The sequence below is a fragment of the Mycobacterium sp. SMC-4 genome, assembly GCF_025263265.1.
Lineage (GTDB): Bacteria > Actinomycetota > Actinomycetes > Mycobacteriales > Mycobacteriaceae > Mycobacterium.
The window spans coordinates 1387783-1412177 of sequence record NZ_CP079869.1 but is presented as its reverse complement, the minus strand read 5'-3'; the positions used below and the strand labels follow the sequence as shown (position 1 = coordinate 1412177).

Here is a 24395-nt window from a genome sequence, read left to right as displayed (position 1 = left end):
TTCCCGGGCCGGAACGCGGAATTCCAACCTAAATGAGAAAGCGGAGTCAGAATTTTGCTGGAGCAGACACAAGGGGTCGCGTAGCCAAATTTGCCACACCGTTCTTGCGGGGAATTTGTTCCAGGTCAGTGACCGAAGATGCGTTCGGCGGCCAGTGCTGCGAGATCACTGAGCACCTGCACGTGGCCGGAGCGCCACTGGCGCGCCTGAGTGTCGAAGACACACAGCGTGCCGATGGAGTTGTCGGCGTTGTCGGTCAGCGGAATACCCAGATAGGCCACGACGGTGCCGTCCACGACCGCTGGATGGTTCCGGAACACCGGGTCGAGGCGGGCATCGTCGATCACCAGCGGGGTGCCGTTTGCCACGGCGTACTGACAGACCGACCGCGGCAGTGTCGTCTGCCTTTCCTCGTCGGAGGTCAAGTCCATTCCGGCGGTGCTCTTGAGGAACTGCCGGTCGACGTCGATCAGCGACACCGCGGCGTGTGGCGCGTCCAGCGCGTCGGCGGCAGCGCGGGTGATGCGGTCGTAGACCTCTTCCGGTGGGGTGTCGAGCAATTTGGTGGCATAGAGCGCCTGCAGTCGGGCGGGATCATTGATCACCGCAGAGACATCGGGCATGGCATCGTCGGCAAACACACCGACCTCGGCGAGGTGGGCGCGAGCGGCCTCCAGGTCCGGGCTCTCGGCGTGCTTGAGCTCATGGAGCATTCGGGCGCCGACCGCACGGAAAATGTAGGTCTCGACATCCTCGCCGGCGTCTTTGGCCAGCCGCTCAAGGGCACGGTTGAGCCAGTCGTCGAACCTGCGCACCGAAGCGTTCACGCGACGAACGGTAATCGAAAGCCCGTTTAATTAACAGGTGTTGAAGAAAAGGTTCTCCGCAAGACACCGACCAGACCCCGTAGCCTGTTGACGTGCCCGAACAGCGCAGCAGCGGCCGCCCCACCGACGTCCTCTTCGACGCCCGCCACATCCGGCAGAGCGGCATCGGCACCTACATTCGGATGCAGTTGCCGGCTTTGCAATCCGTCACCGCGCGGCACGGGCTGCGGCTGTCTGTGTTGGCCGATCCCGAGACTGTTCCGGCGCTGGCGGCCGGTACCGACGTGGTGCACGCCTCCCCCATCAACGCGGGCATGTACACACCGGCCGAGCAGCTGGTGTGGCGGCGCGCCTTCGCCGCGACGAAGCCGCGCGCGGTGTGGGTTCCGCACTACCCGTTCCCGCTGGCGCGTCTGCTGCCGGGCAATCGCGGTGTGCAGCTCTACGCCACGGTGCACGACACGATCCATCTGCTACCCCGCGAGGTCAGCGATCAGAGTGCGGCCAAACGCGCCTATGCCCGGGCGATGCTGGCCGCCGATGCCCGGTACTGCCGGCGCATCTTCACTCCGTCGGAGGCCACCAAGACCACGCTGACCGGCATCGTGCATTCGGCGCGGGTGCTGGTGACACCGATCCCGGTCGGCGAGGTGTGGTTTGAGCCGGTCGACCGCACCCTGTCCCCGGTGTCGGGACCGTTCCTGCTGTATGTCGGGAACTCCAAGCGGCACAAGAACCTTCCGTTGGTCATCGAGGCGTTCGCCGCGATCGCCGACTCCGTCCCGCACCGGCTGGTGATCGCGGGAGGCGGTGCATCGCTGCGGACGTTGGACGACCGGGTGCGCCTCCTGGCTGAAGCCGGCGGGGATCGGGTGGTGGTGACCGGGCAGGTCGATTTCGCGGTGCTGCGCGCCCTGGTCGCCTCGGCGCAGTTGCTGATCATGCCCTCGCTGTACGAGGGTGCCGGTCTGCCGCCGCTGGAGGCGATGGCCTCGGGCACCGCGGTGCTGTCCTCGACCATCCCGGCGCTGCGGGAGACGTGCGGGGACGGCGCGGACTACTTCGATCCGCACGACCGCGACGCGCTGATCGCGTTGCTGCGCAGGTACTGCGCCGACGACGACGCCCGCGCGCAGCTCGCGGCGCGCGGGCATGCCCATGTGCGGCAACGCCAGCAGCAGATCTGCGCCACCGCGGCCGCCGACGCGATCTGCGCCGACCTCGCCACGACATGACGATCTCGCGCCGTCGCCTGCTGGCCGGTGTGCCGCTGGCCGCGGGCCTGGTCGCGCTGCCCGGCTGCGGCTCGCGCGGCGTGCTCGACGTCCGCGACTTCGGCGCCAAAGGCGATGGCGTCACCGACGATTCGCAGGCCATCCAGTCCGCGGCCGCGGCTCTGCGGTCGCACGGCACGCTGCATTTTCCGCCGGGGCGGTATCGCTTCGCCCAGCATTTCCCGCCCGGGATGGCCGCGGTCGTGGTGACCGGGGTGACCAACGCCGCGGTCGACTTCGCCCCCGGTGCCGAACTGCTGATGGACAACGTCGAGCCCAGCGACCGCACCGGCACCGGTCACGGCATTCTGGTGCGCGGGCCCGCGTCACGAATCTCATTGCGCAACATCACTATCCGCTGGACACAAGGCTCGCAGCGCTCCCTCGGCGACGGCATCCGGGTGGAGGGGATGCCCGATCTGGGGACCCCTCGGAATTGGCAAAGCCAGGCAGGGCCGGTCACCGGCGTCGCCGTCAGCGATTGTGTGGTCGAGAACAGTCCGCAGACCGGGGTGGTGATGCTAGGTGCGGCCAACATCTCGGTGCGCAATCTACGGGTCAGCCGTAGCGGCGCTGACGGGCTGCACTTCAACGCGTGCCGGCATGCGCGGGTGCGCGATGTGCACACCACGCAGACCGGTGATGACGGTCTGGCGCTGGTCACCTATTACGACCGCGAATTCTCCTACCACAGTGTCGAAGCCACGTTCGCGTTCCCAGAGTTGACCCCGTGGTCGAACACCGACTTCGAGGTCCGCGACGTGACGGTGCGGGCCGGGCGGGCCAACGGTGTGCGGCTGGCCGGCGCGCAGCAGGTGCGTATCAGCGGCCTCGATGTCACCGGGGTGCAGACGGGTTCGGCGGTGATGGTCGATTCCGCCGAACCGGGCACCGATGTCGGTTGGCACTACGTCGCCAGCCGCGACATCCGCATCGACGATGTCGCGACGACGGGTTGTCACACCGGGATCCACCTGCTGGCCCGGCCCGGAGAATCCGGGGACGCGCGGTTCACCGAATTCGGGGTCCATGTCGGCCGGGCCCACCTGGACGGCTGCGACAACTGGGCGGTGCACGCCGAATCGCTGGCGGCCCAACCGATGCGGGGATTGCACATCGAGCAGTGCGTTATCACATCCGGGTCGGGTTCCGGTGGTAACGGCGGCCTGGGCCTGCACCGCGCCCACGACGTGTCGCTGGGTGAGGTCAGCATCCGCCACGCCGAACCGGTGGTGGTGTTCCGCGCCCGCGAGGCTGAACGGTTGGCGGTGCGCCGGTTGGCGGTGACGATCGACAAACCCGACCACCGTCAGGCCACGCCGGCACCGGCGGTGATGCTGCATGGCTCCGGGGCGATCGACGATCTGGAGCTGGGGTGGGCGGGCGCGCCGGCGTCCTGGCATCCCGTTGCGGTCACCCCCGCACCACAGTGCGGCCGGCACCCGGTGGTGATCAAGCAACTCAGAGTGCACACCCCGCAGGGAAATTCAGGCATTCACTGCTCCTGAGGTGGGCGTACCCGCAGCGCCAGGTAGGCACTGGCCGCGGTGAGCAGCAGCAGGAAGATCACGATGCCGTAGATCAGGATCTGCACCCGCCACACTTCGAAGAAGCAGTAGGCGACCACCCCCGACGAGGCCGCGAGCACCGGGGTGAGACTGAACATTCGGGCGAACAGGTAGCCGGCCACGCCGTAGGCCAGGATGGTGTAGAACCAGCCCCACAGCCCGTATTCGGAGTACGTGTCGGCGAACACCGAGTTGGTGAAGAAGTTGCCGGCGAAGGTCACCGAGTGCCCGTACACCGCCGACTGTTTCCAACTGTCGTCCTTGGCGACTTTGTTGAATTGCAGGAAGGTCGGCTGCACCGCACCCAGCGATTCGGCCGGACTGACTCGCTTCTCCCAGGCGCCGCTGCCGATCGCGTCGGCGACTCCGAGGGAAACCTGTGCCGGCACAGCCAGATACGCACCGGACTGGTAGAAGTTCATCGCGACCGGGTTCTCAACTCCCGCGTCGCGGTAATAGTTCGCGTTGCGAGTGTAATTGAGCACGGTCAGCGCCGCGAAGCCGGTGACGGCGATCAGCCCGATCGCGATCAACGCGCGGGCCCGCGACGCCGACGTCGACGGTGCCGGCGTGCGTCCGCGCACCCAGGCGGCCAGGTACACCACGCACGCCATCAGCAGCGCCAGCCGGGACGCGATCATCGCATTGGCCAACAACAACATGACGCCGGAGAGCATGTAGCCCCAGCCGATGATCTTCTTGCGCCACAGATAGATTCCGATCGGTGCGGCCAGGATGGTGGCGTAGCGCAGTGTCTGCGGCCCGGCGAACCCGGACAGTGCGTTGCTGAAGTCGTTGGCGGTCTGGGCGGTCAGAGACTCGACGATCGCGCCTATCCCGCCGACCTTCATGAACGAGTAGCCGACACCGACCGCGCCGGCGGCCAGCAGCCAGAAGAAGTACCGCCGTTGGAACCACACGGTGTGGGTGCGTTCGTCGCCGGTGACCGGCCGGACGCGCTGCACGCCCCACCAGTAGCCGACCATCGACACCATCACGATCGCGGCATACCACAGCACGAGCAGCGCGACCCCGGGCCTGGTGACCGGTGCGGGTACCGAAAATCCGTTCAGCGCTTCGGAGCTGGTGCCCGCACCCAGCTGGTGGGCGGCCACCAGACCGGCCCACGCCAGCATCGACGCCAGCACCGGAGCCAGGATGAACGTCGTCGGGTTGAACCACGCCGGTGCCCGTGACGACATCACCGGGCGGAATCCCACAGTGCTGAGCATCACGGCGTCCGTACGCGACGCAGCCGGAAGGTGGCCGCATAGTCGGGGGCGCCGCGCACCGCGGCGTAGTGGTAGACCGTTGCGGTCACCAGTTCGGCGACGACGAAGGCGGCGAAGATCGCCACGGTGTTCTTCCACACCAGCAGCACGGCCACGCTGATCACCAGGTAGACGATGGTGCTGGCGCCGCGGATCCAGAACACCAATACGGTCTTGCCGGCTTTGCGCAGCGCGGCGAACGGCACCGTGGAGAGCAACATCACGGCTTTCCACAGCACCGCCAACAGCATGGCGGCCGCCGCGACACCGGCCCAGGCTGGACCGAACACCAGCAGGCCCAGACCGCCGAATGCTGCGGCCAGCACGATGACCGCGCCGACGAGGAACACCGCGACGAACGGCTTGAGCTCACCGCGGTGGCCGTGGGCCAGCAGTCGGTAGCGGCCGTAGGCCAGGATCGGTTCCAGCGCGCCGGCCACGGTGGAGATGACGCGGAAGGTCACCGAAGCCGCCGGTCCGACGATGACCAGCAGCAGCGAGGTGATGGCCGGCTGCACCGCGCCGACGACGGCGGTCTCGGCGGTCACCCAGCCCGAGCGCCGCACGTCGGGCGGAAACCCGAAGTGCGGCAGCGTGTTGCGCGGCTGATACCGGATCAGCACCGCGAGGAACGCGCCGACGGCCAGCACCCGCACACAATGGGGGTTGTCCTGGGTGGACATCCACAGCGCGAGCACGCTGGCGATGATCAGCGCCGTCGCACCGAGGCCTTCGCGCTGCCATGCTCCTTGCACCACCCCGATCGAGCGCGACATCAACAGCCCGGTCATGACCCCGATGGCGCTGCCCATCAGCACCGGCGAGGACGCGACCGCGGGCCCGAACACCAGCAGTCCGGCGGCAGCGCCGGCGACGAGCACCACCCACAGTGGTAGCCCGAGATCGCCTTCGGCGTCGGGGGTGGCCAGCCGGCCTTCGACGACGAACGCGTTGACCAACTGCGCGATGTAGACACCGATCGCCAGGGCCAGCGCGAGGAAGCCCTGGGTCTCGATCGGGGCGATGCGCGCATAGATGGCGATGAAGATGGCCGGGAACACGTTGAGCGCCAGGCCGGCGAGGACCTGGATGCCGGTCTGGAGGTGCTTGCTGCTAGCCATCGCGGTGGGTCGCCAGCGTCTGCCCCACCACCTCAGCCATGGCGCTGCGGAAGGTCTCGGGTGAGAACCCCTCGGCGTGGGCCCGAATGGTGGCCGGGTCGTAGTGTCCGGGGTCGAACGACGCGAACACGTCGGCGAAGTGGGCGACCACGTCGCCGTCGTCGTTGCCGTGCACGAAGGTGCCGGTGCGTCCTTCCACGACGCTGTCGAGCGCGCCGCCGACCCCGAGGGCGATCACCGGGGTGCCGCACGCCATGGCTTCGACCGGGGTGATGCCGAAGTCCTCTTCGCCGGGCATGACCATCGCGCGGGCGCGGCGGTAGAGCCGGCGGAACTCGTCGTCGGACACCCGGCCCAGGAACGTGACGTCGGCGCCGTCGGCGAGCTTGCGACACTTGGCTTCATCGCGACCGGCGCCGGCGACGACGAGCTTGACCCCGGCGGCCACCGCGGCCCGGATCGCCACGTCGGGCCGTTTGTACCAAACCAGCCGGCCAGGCAGCAGGAAGTAGTCCTCCCTGGGTTCGCTGGGGTCGGGCGTGTAGAAGTCGACGTTGACCGGCGGGTGCACGACGGTGGATTCGCGGTTCCAGTGGTTGCGGATGCGTTGGGCCACAGCCGAACTGTTTGCCACGATGGTGGTGATCTTGTCGGCGGCGCCGAGCTCGGTGCGGATCGCCAGCCGGGACAGCACGTCGAGGGCCAGGTGGCCGGGCAGCGACGACGCCTCCTCGCGGCGCATGTCTTTGTCCCACGCCCAGCGGGCCGGTGAGTGCACGTAGGCGACGGTGGGCCGGGTCCCGGCGGCGTGCACGGCGGCCACCCCGAATGCGTGGTGGCTGATGATCACGACGTCGGCCGGGCCGAAGTCGCGGCGCTTGTACCAGGCCGGAACCAGCGGCAGTAGCGGCGCGTAGCTGCGGTAGCCGACGCGCCGGTAGGCCGTCGACAGCGCGCCGGTGCGTACCCGGGAGGCGAACAGCGCGTCGACGCGGGGCTCGACGATCGGGATGGTGACCGGCGCCTCGGGCCACTGGCGGGCCAGTTCGGTGACGACGTTCTCCGAGCCGGCGATCTCGGTCAGCCGTTCGTGCACGATCGCGGGGTTCACCGTTCGTCTCGCTCGTGTTGCCCGGCGCGGCGCCTCCCGAGGCGGGGCCGACGGTAGGTGAACAACGCCGCGGTCGGGGCGTCGCTGGACGCGGTGGCCGATTGCAGCGCCAGCGCGTGCGGCGCGGTGTCGGCGTCGAGGCGGGCCACCAGCACGATGTCGGTGGCGGCGGCGATGACGGCAGGGGTCAGCGTGGTGTCGCCGACCACGCCGCTGGAGACGACCCGGGCGCCATCGGTGGCGGCAGCTTCGAGCAGGGCGGCCACGGCGGCGCCGCCGGAGGACGCCGATGCCCCGACGACGAGGATCTGGCGGTCGGGCTGCGTCGAGGGCAGTTGGGCGTAGAGGCTGCGCGCCAGGCGCAGTCGTTCCTCACCGAGGGCGTCAAGATTCACCGGCGGCACCAGCACACCGTCGACGCCGTCGGTGAGGGTGGGCAGCAGCGCGGCGCGTCCGGTGCGCCGCCGCCGGGTCAGCAGGTAACCGGCCACCGCCGACGCGCCGAGTAGACCACCGAGGACGGCGCCGATCAGCCACTGTTGCGAGCTGGGGTAGTTCGGGGTGGGCGGCTGGACGACCAACAGCGCGCTGGCGTCGGCGGCCTGCAATTCGACGCTGCCGCGGATCCGTTCGAGTTCTGCCACGCGCACCGGGTCGGCGGCTTGTTCTTGCCATCGGGTCAGCTGCGGCAGGATCAGCCGCAGCTGTTGGTCGATGCGCTGCTCGAGGTCGTCGCTGTAGATGTCAATGGCGGTCTGCACGGTGCGGATCGCTTCACCCTCAGAGGAACTGGTGGCGGTGATCGACACGATCGACGAGTCGCTGGCTTGGGCGATGGTCATCTCAGCGGGTTTGTCGAAGGCCATTTTGCGGCCGACGGCCTGCGCGAAGCCCTCCCCGGAGAGGTAGGCGATCTCCCCGGCGGCGAAATCGGTGTGGTTACCCGAGGTGTCGGGGGTGTTCTGGACCGCGCCGCCGGCGATTGCGGACAGATCCGCCGGGTTGCGCAGCCGCAGAAAGGCGGTGGCGGTGGCGTCGGAGCCCATCGCGCTGAACGCCAACCCGCCCAGCAGCGCACCGAGGAGCAGACCGACGGCGGCGCCGGCGACCAGCTTGGCCATCACCAGGCGCGTTTCCACGTTGGAGATCAGCGCGATTGCCGGAGCCATCACTTTCGACCCGTGTACAGACAACTTCTGCGGCGCTCCGTCCTGACCCTCGATGCGATCAATATGCTAGTTGCCCGGCATGATTTCGCGGGCAAACCCGCGAATGCGCTCTCATTGTCTGACGCCGTCACCGGGTTTGCCGGTAACCTCCGGCGCGGGATGTGGCGTAATGAGGATGGCGGGTCGATGACGCATCGAGAATTCTTTCTGATCAACGTGATTCGCCGGGTTGTCGCGATGGTTCTGTCGCTGGCGCTGGTGGCGTCGCTAAGTGCGGCTCAGGTGGCCTCGGCCGACCCGCTCAATTCCGATCCGGCCGCCGGCCCGGAGGTGGGGTTGCCGTGGCGGTCGCTGGGCCTGCCGGAACGGCTGACGCTGTCCGGAGCGAACGTCGGCCAGGAGTTCACGGTGCCGGTACCGTCGGGTTTCTCCCCGCTGCGGTTGCGTGGGTTAATTCACGCGCCTATCGATTACGCCGCCGGATTTGTCGAGATCCTCAGCGGGACAGGCCGGTTCCTGGCCACGGTGCCGCTGCCCGCGGTGGTGCCAGAGCAGGCTGTGGTGCCCTTCGACGTGGATATCTCGGCCGCGCAGGTGAACCCGACGGGGATGGGGTTGTCGTTCACGGTGCGTCAGCCCCTGATGTCGGCTGAGGATCGGTGCGGCCTGGGCCAGCAGGTGATGCTCAGTGATTTGTCGGCGGTGTTCACCGGTGCCGAACCGGCGCCGACGTCGATCGCGAACTTTTTCCCGCCGGTGCTGCAGCGGTTGACGATCTACACCCCCGTCGACGCCGACGATGCCGAGAAGCAGGCGGCGCTGACGTTGGCCTCGGCGGTGACGCGGCTCTACCGACCGCAGCCGGTCGCGATCACCGTGGTGGATCAGCCCCGGGGGGCCACTCCCCCGCCGGCGCCGCAGTTCACCCGCGCGGTGGTGGTGGAGCGCGGGGACGCCGGGTTGACCGTCGTGAATCCGGACCGGGCTGAGGTGTTTCTGCGGGTGGCCGGGCGCGGGAATCAGCTCAGCGATCAGGCGGCGCTGATGGTCGCCGACGTGCAGTCGCTGGTGCAGGTGCCCCAGGCGCGGGTGGACCAGGCCGGTGCGGTCGCCGGTGCGCAGGGCGACGAGTTCACTTTCGAGGAGCTGGGCATCAGCGGTGCCGCGTCGGTGCTGCGGACCGCGACGTTGACGGTCGGGGTGGATCGCGCGGCGTTCGGGTCGGGGCGCGTCGACGGTCTGCGGATGCAGCTGCTGGCTACCCACACCCCGGTGGCGGAGCTGGATTCGGCGAGCGTGTCGGTCAGCGTGAACGGTCAGGCGGTCACGGCGGTGCCGTTGACCGAGACGGGTCGGCTGGACGTGACGTTCGACGTGCCGGCGGAGTTCCTGCGTCAGCGCATCAGCCTGGACTTCGATCTGACGTTCAGTCCGCGCCAGCTGTGCAACCCGGCGATCGCGCCGGTGGCCTTCGAGCTGGATCCGCGGTCGACGGTGACGGTGCGCCGCGGCGGCGACCCGCTGGGTGGGTTCGGTGCGGTGCCCTCGGAGTTGGCCCCGGAGTTTCTGGTGGCGTTCGACGGCAGCAGCCCCGATCAGCTCGATTACGCGGTGCGGGCGGTGTCCGCGGTCGCGCGGTTGACCGGGGCACCGCTGGCGCCGCGGGTGGTCGACGTCAACGATGCGGCCAACTCGAGCACGGGCGCTTTGATCGTGGCCAACTCCGCAACCGTGGACCGGACGTCGTTGCGGCCACCGGTCGGCGGGCAGGGCACGCAGGTGCAGGTCGGATTGGCGCGGGAGCTGCGGGCCGACGTGAACCGCGGGCTGGGCTCGGTGCAGGTGTTCGCCGACGGACCGCGGGACCGCACCGTCATGCTGGTCACGACCAGCGGGGCGTGGTCGCTGGTGGAGCCGGTGTTCGACTACCTCAATGCGCAGCCGGACGGGCTGGCGAGCCTGACCGGGGATGTGCTGGCGGCCGGGCCTGACGGCGAGGTGACCAATCTGGCGATCGGCGCGGCGGATTCACCGCCGAGCACCCAGGACGACCCCGGCGGGTCCCGGTGGTGGCTGGTCGCGGCCGGGGTTCTGGTGCTGTCGCTGCTGGCGGTGGCCGCGGCGCTGTGGTGGCGGCGGCGCCAAGAACCGGCTCAGCTGGGTGATTCTTCGGAGCCCAGCGTGTCGAAGACTTCGTGATAGAGCAGTGAGTGCACGCGCTCGACTTGCGGGATGTCACTGAAGCTCAACGGGTCTTGGGATGCTGATTCGATGATCAGGGTGCCCTTGCGGAACATCCGGTCGATGAGGCCGTGCCGGAACTCGACGCTGTTGATGCGGGCCAGCGGGATATCGATGCCGGAGCGGGTGAGCAGACCGTGGCGGAACATGACCCGGCGGTCGGTGATGACGAAGTGTGTGGTCCACCAGTTCAGGAACGGCAAGACCGACAGCCAGCCGATGAGCAGGAACCAGATGGCGGCGATGACGATGAAGACGACGTTCTTTGCCGTCGGCTCCCAGTCCAGGGTGTTGACGTAGCCGGCGAGCAGGGACGCGGCGGCGGTGGCGATGATGAGGAAGACGGCCGGGAAGACCAGCCGGCCCCAGTGCGGATGACGGTGCAGGACGACGTGTTCGTCTCTGGCCAGCACGTTCTCGGGATAGCCCACGGCAGCACTCTACTGAGCGAGTGGGCCGTTGGTCTCGCGCAACGGTCAACTGCGCCACATTGTGGTTGCGGAGTTGAAGAATTTGCCGGGACGGGCGCGGTGGGGGCGTAAATTCTCTTTCGTGCCCCAGGGGGATTGCCGGTGCGGACACCACCGGGCAGCTCACGAACATTACCGAGCCGGAACTGACTGCTCGAAGTGCGAGTGTGTGCGATTCCGCCTGGCCGACAGCGACTTTCGCGACCGCGTCACCGATTGGTTCAGACAGCTACTGGGCCGGTAGGCGGCAAGGCTTTTTGGCGCAGTCCGGGCTAGTAGGCGCCGGAGTGGCTGAACATCGCTTTGACCGTCTTGATGGCGATGAGCAGGTCGGAGATCATCGACCAGTTCTCGACGTAGAAGAGGTCGAGGCGGACGGTGTCTTCCCAGGACAGATCGGAGCGGCCACTGACCTGCCACAGTCCGGTGATGCCCGGGCGGACGAGCAGGCGGCGCATCACGTGGTCGTCGTAGGTTCGGACTTCATTGGCCAGCGGTGGCCGTGGCCCGACCACGCTCATGTCGCGCTTGAGGACGTTGATGAACTGCGGCAGCTCGTCGATGCTGTACTTGCGCAGGATCTTGCCGACGCGGGTAACCCGGGGATCTTCGCGGATCTTGAACAGCACCCCGCCGTCGCTCTCGTTGAGCGCGGCGAGCTTGTCGACCATCTTGTCGGCACCGTCGACCATGGTGCGGAACTTGATCATCTGGAACGGCTGGCCGTCGAGGCCGATGCGCTCTTGCCGGTAGAACACTGGGCCTCTACTGGTCAGCTTCACCGCCAGCGCCACAGCCAGCAGAATCGGGGCGCCGAAGAGCAGCACTGCGCCGGAGAACAAAACGTCGAAGAGGCGTTTCTGGAACCGCTTCGCGCCGTGATACTGCGGCTTCTCGACATGAATGAGCGGCAATCCGGCCACCGGACGCATCTGAAGGCGGGGGCCGGCGACATCGACGACGCCCGGCGCCACCAACAGATCGATGTCGAGCTTTTCGAGCTCCCAGGACAGGTCGCGGATTCCGCGGCCGTTCAGGCGCTCAGTCGCCGTCACGGCGACCGCATGGCTGTTCGTGGCGGTCACGGCGTCCACAACATTGGATTCGTCACCGAAGGTGGGGATGATGCCCACGCCGGGGACGTGAATCTGCTTGCGTGGGATCAGGCTTGGGATGCAGGCACCGACAACCTCATATTCGGACGACGATTCCCGGGCCAGTGACGTGGTGAGGTCACGGACCGCAGCGGGACTTCCGACGACCAGAACGCGGGTGATGCAACGGCCGTACTTCTGCCGGACATGGCGAATGGCCAGCCGGGCCAGCCAGCGAAACAAGACAAGCAGCAGAATGCCCACAGGCAAGGCGATCACCAGATAGCCGCGCGCAATCTCAAGCTTGAACAGCATCGAGACGATCGCGATGCCGCCGAAGACCGCGAGGGTGGCGAGAACGACGCGCCGGTACTCCTCGGCGCCTGTTCCGATAACTCGCTCCGAGCGCGAATGGTTGATCGAGAGCGCAACCAGCCAGATGAACGCGATACCTACCGAGACGATGGTGTAGTCCAAGTATCGGTACGACGCGATGTCGGGCGCACTCGCCCCGAACCGCAGCCACTGCGCCAGCCCGATCGCGAGCAGCACCGCCAGCGCGTCAATCGCTATCAACCGGCGTGCGTAGCTCGTTTGCCATGCAGGCAGCCTGTTCGGCACCGGCACGACATTTGCTGCGACCTCAATCTGGTCATTGACCGCCGTCATAAATCCCCCCCACGCTTTCCCCCTGTGCTGCAACTTTAACCCCACGCACTCCCGCAGCTCAACACAAGCGACAATTTCGCTCGGCAACCCCCCATCTCAGGGGCTGACGAAGGTGCAACTTGGGGTCCCTCGGCAGCGGCTTACCGATGGCGAGCGAAGCCGTTTGTCAATGGACATTTGAAAGTGCCCGTGGGCGGACAGGAGAACTGCCCGTAGGTGGCCATTAAGAATTGCCCGGTGGCGGACACGAATCTGCCCATGAGGGTGTGTTCGCCACCGGCTGGGTCGGTCAGGTCAAGGGGTGGACTCCTTTCCCGTGCAGGGCTTGGGCCAGGCGCACGGAATCGCCGCTGGTTTGGCATAGGTGCGCGTGGTGCAGCAGCCTGTCCACGGTCGCGGTGGCCAGCGTCTTGGGCATGAGCTCATCGAATCCGCTGGGGTGCAGGTTCGACGAGATCGCCACCGAGCGGCGTTCGTAGGCCGCCTCCACGATGCGGTAGAGCCCTTCAGCGGCATCCGCGCCGACCGGCAACAGTCCTACGTCATCGATGACGACCAGCTCAGCACGCACGATCTTGGCCACGGCCTTGCCCAGGGTGTCATCGGCGCGGTGCGCTCGCACCAGCACTCCGATCTGCTCGAGGGTGAACCACGCCACTGGCATGCCGGCTTCGATGACCTTTTGCCCGAGGGCTTCGAGGAAGAAGGTCTTGCCGGTGCCGGCGGGCCCGCAGACCACCAGGTTCTCCCGACGCCCGACCCATTCCAGGGTCTGCAGCGCCTGCTGGGTGGGCAACGGGATCGATGACGCCGTCGGGTCCCAGGCGTCGAAGGTCTTGCCGGTCGGGAAGCCGGCAGCTTTGCGGCGGGAGGCCAGCATGGAGCGGGCCCGGCCGGCGGCTTCCTCGGTCAGCAGGGCTTTGATGACTTCGGTGGGGTCCCAGCGTTGGGCGCGGGCGGTGGCCAGCACGTCGGCGGCGACGGCTCGGGCGTGCGGCAACCGCAACGCACGCATCAACGACTCCACCTCGGCCGGCAACGGTGCGGTAGTGATCGTGGTGGTGGTCATGCGATGCCCGCCTCGCCGGCATCGATGATGGTGCGGCCGAACAGGTTCCACCCACTGGTGCCTTGCGCCAGCGAGGTGTGTTCACCGGCGCCACGCCGAGTTAGGTCCAGGCCTTTGGCGGCGAGGATGGAGTCGAGATCACCGGTAGCGAAGCGGCCGTGCACGGCGGCATGCCCGAGCGCCCAGTCCACATCAGCGCGACCGGCCAACGCCGAGAGCTCGACGGCGTGGGCCATCTTCTGCAGGATGCGTTCGGTGCCGACGGCGGCGGCTTCTTTGAGCCACACCGCCGCACCCGGCCCGAGTGCGAGGAAGGTCTGCTCACTGACGGTGCGGGCCCGCACCCGGTAATCACCGGGAACCTTGTCGCGGTGGTCGGGGAAATGGTCATCGTCGATGGCGGGACTGCCGGGGGTGGCGCGGTGGTGTCGGGCCACTTCCACGGGGCCGCCGTCATCGAGAGCGCAGATCACCACCTCATCGGTCCCGTCGTGATAGCGGATCCAGACGGTCTGTCCCAATAGTGTTGCCGGCAGCGAGTATTGGCAGTGGTTGAAGGTGACCATCGGGGTGTTGTCGGGAACCCGGCGGGTCACCCCCAGCGCGGCGGTATGCGGCAGATCGGGGATGGCGTGCAGGGCCGGGCGTTCTGCAGTGAGCATCTCGGCCGGACGGCGACCCGTGGCGCGGTGGGTCCGGGCGTTGATCTCAGTGGTGAACCCGGCGCACGCCGCCTCGACGTCGGCGAACGAGTCGTACTGGGGCAGTAGGTTGGTATCGGTGGGCACGATGTCGGCCTTGGCGAGCTTGACCGCGTTTTCCACCCCACCTTTGGAGGCCGGGTCGGCCGGCTCACAGGTCAGCACCGAGATGCCGTAATAGCGGCCGAAGGTCACCGCGGCCCGGTTGCGGACCGGGACTCCGGCGATGTGTCCGGTCGTGACGGTCTTCTCGTTGTCGGTCAGCAGATAGGTCGGGGCACCCCCGATAATGCGAAAGATGCGGTCCAGGCCGGCGAACACGCTGGGTGCGGTGCGGTCGCGCAAGGCGATCACCACCCGGTAGCGGCTCCACGCCAGCCACGCCACCAGCAGCACGATCTTGCGGCCGGCCACCAGCGGGCCGTCGGCGAAGTCGTACTGCAGCCACAGTCCCGGCTCGGTGATCCACGGCCGGTGCACGCGCGTATTGCCCAGTCGCCATTGGGCTTTGATCTCGGCCAGCGCTCGGCGGGTGGTGCGGTCGGTACCGGTGTATCCCAGCGCCACCAGCTTGTCGTGGGCCTTGTCGCCGCGGATCTTGCCCTTCGAATCAGACACCCAGCCCTCCAGCAGATCGCGCCAGTCGTCGATCATCCGGGCCCGCCGGGTCGCCGGCGGCAGACCAGCGTCGCGGTCCTCGACGGCCTTCTTGACGGTGTGGTGCGAGCACCCACACAGCTCGGCGGCAGCACGGTAGGACCCGGTCAGGTCGTAGGCATTGAGTATTTCCATGAGTTCTCCGTCAGACTTCAAAGTAGGTCTCTCCTGGGGTTGTCGGTTCGACTTGGCATCGACATCGAAACCGCAGGAGAGGCCGCCCCGTCGCTTGGCGCGCCGGAGCGGGATGACGCGGTCTGGGCAGATTCATGGCCGCCAACGGGCACTTTCATGTCCGCCAGTGGGCAGTTCTTATTGGCCGCGCATGGGCATTTTCATGTCCGCCTGCGGGCATTTTTTCATGTCCGCCGACAGCCGTTCGCTCGACGCTTAGGTAACACACGCGGCGCGCGTCCGCGGCTACTGGGCTAACCCGCAAAGCAAATCAACGGCACTAGGTTGCGCGCAAAAGGCCGAAAAAGGTGGTGATCCTGGTGCAGCTGCGTCCCGCACACAACGTTCCACAGCGATGACACTGCCGCATCTGGCCGTCCGCAATATCAACCGAGATGACGAGGAAACAACATGGCGCTCAGGAACGTGCCGCTACCGAAGCGCTCGACGCCAGTGCAATCTAATCCCCCGCCTGACTCCCTCTCTACGCGACCAAATAAACCGATACGGCATAACTATTCACACAGATCTTGACGAACCCGGGTTCTTCGGGGGCTCCCGCATGACCTATCCCGCAGGGAGTGATAACCGTGCATTACCGCGGCAACGACGCGCCAGCCGGATCTACGCTCTTCTGAGCGGTAATGAATGTTAGTTCATCGACATAGCTCGCTTCGTAGTGAAGTCGCCGACGACCACTGCCCGCATCTCCGAGTGACGCGCCCACCACAGCATGAATAGAGAACTAAGAATCATACTTAGATCGAAAAGGCCATTATGGATGCTGAGAAGAAGGACCACTAGAACGTACGCTGCGGCGACGCGGGGTGCCCAGGTCAACGACGATGCCTGCCAGATCCATATCGATTTTAGGGCGAAGCCCACCAATAGCATGTAAACCGCCACCCCAACCACACCGAAGTCGACGTACGGCTGGCCCAATATCGATGGTGTGATTGTGACGCCGGGGCGCCCTCCAACGTACTCAGCAATCAACGTTCGAGCTCCTGGTTGAGGCCCAGGAAGAACAGTTTCGAACGTCGATAAGAATAGCTGTCCACGTTGGTAATCCCAATTCGCCGGGAATCTATCCATCAGTCGACCCAATATTGCTGTGCCTTCATACGGCGTCATCCATATTGGAATTATGTGCCTGTATTCAGGCGGCATTCCTAACCTCATTAGCGATCGAAATAACGCGTCTTTTCCTGCGCCAAAGCGGTAAAAGGCAAGCCAGGACAGGATGTATAACAATATTCCACCGGCTAACCACCATCTCGCTTTTAAGCGGACCATCCCCAAATTTCTTGCCGTAAAGAATAGAGTGAGCAGTGGCACGAGGAGGAATGTTCTATAGCCAAGAATAATGAGCAATCCCGAACCCAAGACGCAATAGGCGATGAGCCTCCATTTACGAGTCGCCAGCGCATGACCGCCGGTAATAACCAAGGCTAAAATGCATCCAGTTAAAAGCGTCGAGAGATAGCCCGAGGCCCCCATTCGACGATCCCCAGCTAGGATTGGCAATTCCCCAAGCTGGGCGACGATTCCAATTGCGGCCGCCACTCCAGTTAAGCCCAAGGGAACAGCAGCCGCGCGCCAACCCGCGACATCCTGTACTACCCGTGATGATGCTGCATTCGCATCCGACGTAGGCCTGGCACTAACAAGCGTTCGTGCCCACACCCCCAAACCGAAACAAACAAGCCCGCCCGCGGCCAGCCAGAGAACATTCGGACCCACTCTCCCCCTAAACGGAGCAAGGTTCATAGACCCGACCGCGAAGTACACCGCGTAGGTGATAGCAAATACCGTGCATCCCCCAACCCGGAGGAGAGGGACCGAGGTCCGAGTTGGTGCTCGCTCGTGGTCCGTATCAACTGCCAAGATCCGTCCGACCCCCTCCGAATGTACGCATTCGAATCATCAGCGCCATACGCTACAGTCGATCGAGAGTAGCGTAGCCGGGGCCGCCGATCGCAGCGCTTGGCCATCAATTTCACCGATTGGGTGCGCGACCAATCGACGCGCAACTACGTGGTGGACGCCGACCTTCAGCCGGTCATCGCCACAAACGCAACGAAGAATATGGTCACCACATTGCTGTTGGGCAGAAACCGATTCGGAGGCATTCGGACATGTTTCGTCCGAGCCCCGTAGTTGGAATCGGTTTAGTCTTGGCCGTACTCGCGGCGCACAGACCCTAGGTGGTAGTAAGGAACGCCATCCAGCGCGGTATCGCGAAAAGCGACGTTTACGGCACTTGCACGCTGAGCGCTGCTAAGCGAGGAAGGCGCCGCGACGACAACACTGGGTGATATGACCAAGAAGCAGGCCCAGGAATAGAGCCTGTCGCTGACCGAGCCCGACGGGCGGCTCAAGCAGCTGGCCAAGACGGGTCCTGGAGATCGCGCTCAATGAGGAGACGACCGAGCACCCGACCGAAGCGGGACTACCACCGACAACGCTTGTTCGTTTGCTCACCCCTGGTGGCGGTCTAACAGCTCCGCGAACCAGCCGAACCGAGGCCTGAAAACCATCCCCCAAGCGAGTCGACGGAATCGCCGTAGTCCCTGCCCTTCAGGCGTCCGCCATCACTGCGTCGTAGGCCCGGAGCAAATTGGGAACCTCGTACTCCCAGGCGAGTTCTTTCTGAACTCGAGCTCGACCGAAGGCACCCATACGTGCCCGCAGCTCCGGATTATCGAGCAATTCCACGATCTTTCGGGCCATGTCCTTTGGATCGTTCTTCGCCGCGTATAGCGACGACTCGCCTGCTGAGTACCGCCCCTCGGTCAGGTCGAACTGAACGATCGGCTTCCCTAATGCCATGTACTCCATGATCTTGTTCATGGTCGACTTGTCGTTCATCTCGTTCGCCACGTCCGGGTTGACGCAGACATCGGCCGTGTTGAGCATCTCGAGCAGGTCCATGTCCGGAACACGGCCGGTGAATGTCACATAGTCATCCACGTTCAGGGTCTGCGCCAGCTGCTTCATTTCCTCAAGCGAGGTGCCGCCGCCCACCAGACCAAAATGCACGTCGTCGCGACCCATGTCCTCAATGAGGTGCTTGGCCGCTCGCAGGAGTAGATCGATTCCCTCCTGCTTGCCCATAACTCCGACATAACCGACCAAATATTTCCTGCCGCACTTCAATTCAAGCTTCGGTGGCATGATCTTGAGACGATCCAGCACCGGGCCGCTTCGCACCACAAATACACGCTTGGGATCCATGCCCCCTCTCTCGATCGCGATGCGTCGATACGACTCGTTGGTAGCGATCGAGACATCGGCACTTCGAAATGTCATCCTCTCTAACGCGACCATCAACCGCCAGAAGAGATCGCGGCGCCCGAACTTCGCCTCGTAGAGCTCGGGGTTGACGTCGTGATGGTCGAACAGGAAGCGAGATTTTGTGAGGATCTTGAAGAACCCGCCCACCAAGAACAGAAAGTCCGGCGGATTACAGGCATGGATGACATCGAACCCACGGTCGCGCCGGACCTTGAACGCCAGACGGAACGTGTGCCATAGGGCGGCTGAGTACTCTGCCAGATAGCCGAGAGCTCCCTCGCCTTCCGCGGGAAGGCGATAGCGGTAAATCGCTATTCCGTCGATGATTTCGAAGGTTTTCTCGTAACCTTTGCCAGTGGGGCAGATTATGCTGACCTGCCAACCATGTGCCCGTAACGTGGTCGCTTCTTGCCACACCCGCCTGTCGAACGGCGACGGCAGGTTTTCAACCAAGATCAAAACACGATGCCCGTGAGTCGCTTCGCGCGTCACTGGAGGCTCACCAACAGATACCATCGTAGGTATCGTTACTCACGTGGTCGGCCACGCGCACAAGGTCTACCACGACCTGATCCGTTCGGGCATTGGCGACTTTCGCGCGAAATTCACTAGCCCCGTTTCCTACTACGATCGTCTCGGCGAACTCCATTACATCATCAATACTCTCCACCATCAGTCGTGAGATGTGTGGAATGTGGTTAAGAATGTAGTCGCGGTTCGCGCCCGTGAGTGCTGCCATGCTGACATTACCGTCGTACAGGCGCAGGTCGTAGCCTTTTCCAATCAAGTACTCGATCACATCTACAATGGGCGATTCGCGCAGATCGTCGGTGCCGGCCTTGAAGGCAAACCCGAGCACACCGATCTTGCGTTTGCCATGCGACGTGATCATGCTGATAGCACGGTCCACCTGGCGCCGGTTGGACGGCAGAACAGCATTTAAGAGCGGTACGTCGAGATCCAGAGCACGAGCCTTGTAGGTCAGCGCGCGCACGTCCTTCGGAAGGCATGACCCGCCGAAAGCGAAACCGGGCTTCATGTAGTACGCAGACAGGTTGAGCTTCGTATCCTGACAAAATATGTCCATCACTTGGCGGCCATCAATTCCCACCGCTTTCGAAATTGCACCTATCTCGTTTGCGAAGGCCACCTTCACCGCGTGCCAGGTGTTATCGGCATACTTGACCATTTCCGCGACTTCGATCGAGGTCCGGATCATAGGCGCATCGATCCCGCCGTAGAGCGAGATTAACGTTTCTCCGGCCAGCTCGTCGGTCTCGCCCACTACCGTCTTCGGGGGGTTGTAATAGTCCCACACTGCGGTGCCCTCGCGGAGGAACTCGGGATTGACGCAGACACCGAAATCGATACCCGCATTCTTACCGGACGCAGCCTCCAGCGTCGGGATGACGACACCGCGCATACTGCCCGGCAGCATTGTCGAACGTGCGACCACCACATGATAGGAGTCCTTCTCTCGCAGACCCTCTCCGATCTGTTCACACACCCTTCGGACATAACTCAGATCCAAGTTGCCGTTGAGCTGGCTGGGCGTGCCGACGCATATCAGTGAGAGATCGCTTGTCAGTACGGCTTTGCGCACCTCCGTCGTCGCGCCGAGATGGCCCAACTGCACCGCCGTGGCGATCATGTCCCCAATATCAGCTTCGATAATCGGTGTCTGACCGGAGTTGATCAGGTCAACCTTTGTCTCGTTGGGATCCACCCCAGTTATGTTGTGACCGTCTGATGCCAAACACGCCGCGGAAACCGCGCCAACGTAACCCAACCCGAAGATACTGACATCCATGCCGCCCATTCTCAACGATGCACCCACGAGAAGCCACCTAATCGGCGTCTCTGGGGAATGCAATGCCCATCCGCGGCTTTGCGAGGCGACTCGATCGTGGTGAACCGCCCCGGTCATGTCGGGAGGCTTTGATGTGCCCCGTTAGCCCGTCAAATGCTTGCGAGTCCGTGGCGACGGCGATAGGCATGGTCCGATAGGATTCCGGGCGTGTTCCTCGATCGGGGAGGCGTCATTGGCGTCGGGGGCGGTTACGTGGGCGAACTGCTCGTTCCAGTTGCGCGAACAATTTGCCCGCCACTAGAGATCGTGGCTATCGCCGTTGTCCGGGTTGTGCATGGATAGCCGTGTCGGCGCGGTGGGGAAACGGCAGCGACGAAGGGATATAACCATGGCTAGCGTGACACCTCAGCGCGTGAAATCCGGCCTTCGGAGGGCTTGGAGCACGCTGGAGGAACTTCGACTGCTTTCGGCGACCAATTCATGGACGTTGCTCACCGATCGCTCCGACAATCCACTGACGGCGAGCCCGCGGCGGTACTGGTCGCAGGCGGATGAAGACGGAATTCTGGAGCAGATTCTCAAGAGAATTGATTCACCGTCGAATGGTGTCTTCGTTGAATTCGGGGTCGGTGACGGTTCGCAGTGCAACACCTTGATACTGCTGTCTCTGGGCTGGTCGGGAGCGTGGATCAGCGGTGAGGAGCTCATCTTCGAGCCCCGTCCGGGCGGGCGACTAGCCTTCGAGCGAGCCTGGATCTTCCGTGAGACGATCGTCGCCCTCGCCAAAACCGCACTGGCCCGCGTGGAGCGATCTTCGGAGATCTCCCTGGCCGACGTGGACGTGGTATCGCTCGACTTGGACGGCAACGACTTCCACTTCACGGAAGAACTGCTGAATGCAGGCCTTCGACCCCGTGTGTGGATATCGGAGTACAACGCGCGCTTTCCTGTTGGTTCGCGATGGGTGATGGACTACAACGACGAGCACACCTGGACTGAGGGTGACTATTTTGGTGCTTCGCTCTCCGCATTTGCCGCATTGTTTGAAAGTTTCGGCTATTTCCCGGTGGCCTGCAGCGCTCAGGGCGCAAACGCGTTCTTTGTTCGGGACGACTATGCCGAGAATTTCAGCGACGTCCCGAAGGACCTGAGCGCCCTCTACCGCCCGCTACTGAGAGCTACTCGCAAATGGGGTCACGAGGTGTCGGCGAAAACCCTCGAATCCATGACATGAGGAGCCGATCCATCACCGCCATTCGCACTTCGGCCTGCGGTCCGGCCAATGCATGATCTCTGGTGGTTGTATCGGCGACTTCGTGTCATGCAGGCGCGTGAAGTGATATGGCGTTTAAAGCAGACGACCCGAAACCGTATCCCGGTCGTGGCGCGCACCTCCACAACCGGCGCCCTCGAGTCCAGATACCACAACTGGACAGATGCACTCGCTTCGTTTCGCGACTGCCGTAATCGACCGATACTCCTGGATCGTGAACGAGCTCAACTTATTTCGCAGCGGCATGAGGATCTTGTCGCCGAGGTGGTGAATGCGGCGAACCGCACCGCTGACTTCGTCTTCTGGTTTCCTGGATACCCTCAGGTCTCCGCGGGGCGCCCGATTGACTGGAATCACGACCCGACCACCGACATCCGTTACCCAACCCTTCCTTCGAACCGGATCAACTACCGGACGCTCCCCGGCGACATCGCCTGGATATGGCGGGTCAATCGCCTGCAACATCTTGTGTGGCTGGCAGAAGCTTGGCTGTTCACCGGGGACGACCGCTACAGCCAGGCGGCTTTCGAACACTTGGACACCTGGATCGACCAAAACCCGCCCGGACGAGGGGTCGCCTGGTGTGGGTCATTCGAGGCCAGCTTGCGCGCGGTCTCCATTTCCATCGCGCTACAGGGGTTGCGTGATGCACCTCAACTGACCGTCGAACGATTTGGCCGGATCGTCGGCGTTTTGGCGCAGACTGCACGCCGGTGCTGGGTGGATCGATCCCTTTTCAGTTCAGCAAACAACCACCTCATAGGTGAGATGGCAGGCCTCGCGACTGTCGCAATCATGTTTCCCGAGCTGCGAGGCTCCAAAAGGTGGGAGCGACAAGCGGTCGGGGTTCTATCCGACGAGGCCACCAAGCAGGTCCTCTCCGACGGCGTCGGTGCCGAGCAATCAGTCTCGTATCAGATGTTCACGGTCGAATTGCTGCATCTCGTGACAGTGCTGCTGATCCAGCGCGACGGATCGGCCCCCGCAACTCTCGTCCGGGCTGTCGCCCGCAGCTCCTCGTTCCTATCCGCCTTGATCACCGAAGGCGAACCAGCACCGCGCTTTGGCGACGACGACGAAGGCTTCGCGCTACGGTTCGGGGCTCAGCCCGCTCGCAACCTAGAGGATCACGTTGGCATGATGGCCGCTTCGGGCTTCACCCCCGCGGGATTCACGGCTGGCTCCGAGAGTGTCGATTCACTATGGTTCGGACTTGCAGCCGCCACTACCCCCTGGTCTATTGCGACCGAGGGTTCTGGGGAACAAGCACCGGCATACGGGTCCAGCTTCGTCGCTCCCGAAGGGGGTTTCGTGGTCCTGCGTAGTCGAAATTGCAGAGCCACCATGGATATTGGGCCCCTGGGCTATCTCTCTACTGCGGCGCATGGCCATAGCGATGCGTTGGCGGTGACTTTGACCGCCGACGGCAAGGATCTCATCTCCGACCCGGGGACCGGGAGCTACTACGGGCATCCCGGCTGGCGCGGCGTCGCGCGGGGGACGCGCGCGCACGCAACGGTTTGTATTGATGAACAAGATCAATCGGTTATCGGTGGGCCATACCTGTGGCTGCAGCATGCGCGCGTCCAGACTTTGGGGGTAAATCTCGACGCCGGCATCGTCGATGCCCAACACGATGGATACGCACGGCTGCCCGGCAGCGTAATGCACCGGCGTTGGCTTGTCGCATCACCAGACGAAGACACACAGCTGGTTATCGATCTGATCACCGGCAATGGCCAGCATTCCTGCGAACAGAATTGGCCCCTTCATCCAAGCTTGACCGCCGTACCGACTGATGACGGCCACCTGCTCCTGCGTGACGGGTCACAAGTAGCCCGACTCCACCATGCGGCCACCTTGCCCTTGAGGATTATGGCAGAGCGAGGTAGCGAAGAGACTAATCGAGGATGGTGGTCCAACCAGGAAGAGGGCCGTTCACCGGCTTGGTGGATAAGCTCACATTGCTCCGGCGAGTTGCCAGTCGTCATGGCTACCTTGATTTCACCCGCGAATGAGATTGCGATTAATGCGCTTTCAGTCAGACTGTCGGCACGCACCATCACGGTCGGGTGGACGGAGTATGGTCGTGACCGCAGCGCTGAGGTCGATATCGACGCGGCGGCGGCGGTTCTTTTGAAGGACGCTACGCGAGAGACCGGGCCGACTTAGGGCGACGAGCTACGGGGGGCCAGCTGCGACCCGCCCGCACGTGGCGCCAGCCACGCATCCGCCGTTGCAGCCGCTATCGCGTCGTTGCCTCCGTTGAGCTGGTTTTGGATCCAAAGCCCTCGCTCCTTTGGCCGCATCCGCCACCACGCAGTACTGCCCAAGAGCGGCTGCACCGGCCACCACCGAGCGGCTGTTTCTGATCGCTGGCGAGTGGGGAAGCCCGAGGCGACTGCGGCAAAGTGGAGCCAAAAGTCATCAGCGTGCGGGCACACCTGCCTGAATGCATCGCCGCGATCCCGCAGGGCGACAAGTACCTTCGTGGGATAGATGACACCCGAAACTCCTAAGGCCAACAGATTCTCGGATGGGTCAGCGCTTGTGCACGTCTCCCACGAAATGTAGGGACCCTCGTTCATCACACGAGCTC

17 protein-coding genes are annotated in these 24395 nt (G+C 64.4%); 5 read left to right on the top strand and 12 right to left on the bottom strand.

The window, feature by feature from the left end:
* Positions 1-125: 125 nt before the first annotated feature.
* On the bottom strand, positions 126-827 hold the full coding sequence (locus KXD98_RS06710; protein ID WP_260762648.1) for a GAF domain-containing protein: 702 nt from the start codon (positions 825-827) through the stop codon (positions 126-128).
* A 92-nt stretch (positions 828-919) separates the two neighbouring features.
* Here KXD98_RS06710 and KXD98_RS06705 point away from each other — a divergent pair, with 92 nt between their 5' ends.
* Positions 920-2062: a glycosyltransferase family 1 protein gene (locus KXD98_RS06705; RefSeq protein WP_260762647.1), complete on the top strand. Its 1143-nt coding sequence runs from the start codon at positions 920-922 to the stop codon at positions 2060-2062.
* The gene (locus KXD98_RS06700) at positions 2059-3609 is read left to right on the top strand and encodes a glycosyl hydrolase family 28-related protein (protein WP_260762644.1); all 1551 of its coding nucleotides are present in this window, start codon (positions 2059-2061) and stop codon (positions 3607-3609) included. The genes KXD98_RS06705 and KXD98_RS06700 overlap by 4 nt, the downstream gene beginning before the upstream one ends.
* Here KXD98_RS06700 and KXD98_RS06695 read toward each other — a convergent pair.
* From KXD98_RS06695 to KXD98_RS06680, 4 genes are read right to left on the bottom strand one after another with little or no spacing between them, the layout of a single operon-like run.
* The gene (locus tag KXD98_RS06695; protein WP_260762642.1) at positions 3597-4901 is read right to left on the bottom strand and encodes a hypothetical protein; all 1305 of its coding nucleotides are present in this window, start codon (positions 4899-4901) and stop codon (positions 3597-3599) included. The genes KXD98_RS06700 and KXD98_RS06695 overlap by 13 nt on opposite strands.
* Complete coding sequence (locus KXD98_RS06690) at positions 4901-6061, bottom strand: hypothetical protein (protein ID WP_260762639.1); 1161 nt, start codon at positions 6059-6061, stop codon at positions 4901-4903. The genes KXD98_RS06695 and KXD98_RS06690 overlap by 1 nt, the downstream gene beginning before the upstream one ends.
* Entirely contained in the window at positions 6054-7172 is a 1119-nt protein-coding gene (locus tag KXD98_RS06685; protein ID WP_260762638.1) for a glycosyltransferase, read from the bottom strand. The genes KXD98_RS06690 and KXD98_RS06685 overlap by 8 nt, the downstream gene beginning before the upstream one ends.
* A complete protein-coding gene (locus tag KXD98_RS06680; protein ID WP_260762635.1) occupies positions 7169-8341 on the bottom strand; it encodes a hypothetical protein in 1173 nt (390 codons plus the stop codon). Before KXD98_RS06680 ends, KXD98_RS06685 begins: the two co-directional genes overlap by 4 nt.
* Before the next feature lie 186 nt (positions 8342-8527).
* Here KXD98_RS06680 and KXD98_RS06675 point away from each other — a divergent pair, with 186 nt between their 5' ends.
* On the top strand, positions 8528-10540 hold the full coding sequence (locus tag KXD98_RS06675) for a cellulose biosynthesis cyclic di-GMP-binding regulatory protein BcsB (RefSeq protein WP_260762634.1): 2013 nt from the start codon (positions 8528-8530) through the stop codon (positions 10538-10540).
* On the opposite strand, the gene KXD98_RS06670 is transcribed toward KXD98_RS06675, so the two are convergent.
* From KXD98_RS06670 to KXD98_RS06645, 7 genes are all read right to left on the bottom strand, one after another.
* Positions 10495-11013 (bottom strand): PH domain-containing protein, encoded by a 519-nt coding sequence (locus tag KXD98_RS06670; protein ID WP_260762633.1) that lies wholly within the window; start codon positions 11011-11013, stop codon positions 10495-10497. The two genes, KXD98_RS06675 and KXD98_RS06670, sit on opposite strands and share 46 nt — an antisense overlap.
* A 311-nt stretch (positions 11014-11324) precedes the next feature.
* Positions 11325-12815 carry a sugar transferase gene (locus tag KXD98_RS06665; protein ID WP_260765020.1) on the bottom strand — a complete coding sequence of 497 codons (1491 nt, stop codon included), beginning with the start codon at positions 12813-12815 and terminating at the stop codon, positions 11325-11327.
* Positions 12816-13104: 289 nt separating this feature from the next.
* Positions 13105-13884 (bottom strand): IS21-like element helper ATPase IstB, encoded by a 780-nt coding sequence (istB, locus tag KXD98_RS06660; protein WP_260759568.1) that lies wholly within the window; start codon positions 13882-13884, stop codon positions 13105-13107.
* The gene (istA, locus tag KXD98_RS06655) at positions 13881-15398 is read right to left on the bottom strand and encodes an IS21 family transposase (protein WP_260759569.1); all 1518 of its coding nucleotides are present in this window, start codon (positions 15396-15398) and stop codon (positions 13881-13883) included. The genes istB and istA overlap by 4 nt, the downstream gene beginning before the upstream one ends.
* 669 nt (positions 15399-16067) lie before the next feature.
* Entirely contained in the window at positions 16068-17186 is a 1119-nt protein-coding gene (locus KXD98_RS28495; protein WP_396882593.1) for a hypothetical protein, read from the bottom strand.
* Between the two features lie 810 nt (positions 17187-17996).
* Positions 17997-19205, bottom strand: coding sequence for a glycosyltransferase family 4 protein (locus KXD98_RS06650; protein WP_260762630.1), 1209 nt, complete (start codon positions 19203-19205; stop codon positions 17997-17999).
* A gap of 7 nt (positions 19206-19212) precedes the next feature.
* Positions 19213-20550, bottom strand: a complete 1338-nt coding sequence (locus KXD98_RS06645) for a nucleotide sugar dehydrogenase (RefSeq protein WP_260762626.1) — start codon at positions 20548-20550, stop codon at positions 19213-19215.
* Positions 20551-20911: 361 nt separating this feature from the next.
* Here KXD98_RS06645 and KXD98_RS06640 point away from each other — a divergent pair, with 361 nt between their 5' ends.
* Together KXD98_RS06640 and KXD98_RS06635 are read left to right on the top strand one after the other, a co-directional pair.
* The gene (locus tag KXD98_RS06640; protein ID WP_260762624.1) at positions 20912-21757 is read left to right on the top strand and encodes a hypothetical protein; all 846 of its coding nucleotides are present in this window, start codon (positions 20912-20914) and stop codon (positions 21755-21757) included.
* Between the two features lie 48 nt (positions 21758-21805).
* Positions 21806-23968: an alginate lyase family protein gene (locus KXD98_RS06635; RefSeq protein ID WP_260762622.1), complete on the top strand. Its 2163-nt coding sequence runs from the start codon at positions 21806-21808 to the stop codon at positions 23966-23968.
* Positions 23969-24395: the final 427 nt, after the last annotated feature.

Coding starts and splice junctions, on each gene's coding strand:
- KXD98_RS06700 (WP_260762644.1), top strand. CDS start 2,059: ATGACGATCTCGCGCCGTCGCCTGCTGGCCGGTGTGCCGCTGGCCGCG.
- KXD98_RS06695 (WP_260762642.1), bottom strand. CDS start 4,901: ATGCTCAGCACTGTGGGATTCCGCCCGGTGATGTCGTCACGGGCACCG.
- KXD98_RS06690 (WP_260762639.1), bottom strand. CDS start 6,061: ATGGCTAGCAGCAAGCACCTCCAGACCGGCATCCAGGTCCTCGCCGGC.
- KXD98_RS06680 (WP_260762635.1), bottom strand. CDS start 8,341: ATGGCTCCGGCAATCGCGCTGATCTCCAACGTGGAAACGCGCCTGGTG.
- KXD98_RS06675 (WP_260762634.1), top strand. CDS start 8,528: ATGACGCATCGAGAATTCTTTCTGATCAACGTGATTCGCCGGGTTGTC.
- KXD98_RS06665 (WP_260765020.1), bottom strand. CDS start 12,815: ATGACGGCGGTCAATGACCAGATTGAGGTCGCAGCAAATGTCGTGCCG.
- istB (WP_260759568.1), bottom strand. CDS start 13,884: ATGACCACCACCACGATCACTACCGCACCGTTGCCGGCCGAGGTGGAG.
- KXD98_RS28495 (WP_396882593.1), bottom strand. CDS start 17,186: ATGAACCTTGCTCCGTTTAGGGGGAGAGTGGGTCCGAATGTTCTCTGG.
- KXD98_RS06640 (WP_260762624.1), top strand. CDS start 20,912: ATGGCTAGCGTGACACCTCAGCGCGTGAAATCCGGCCTTCGGAGGGCT.
- KXD98_RS06635 (WP_260762622.1), top strand. CDS start 21,806: ATGCATGATCTCTGGTGGTTGTATCGGCGACTTCGTGTCATGCAGGCG.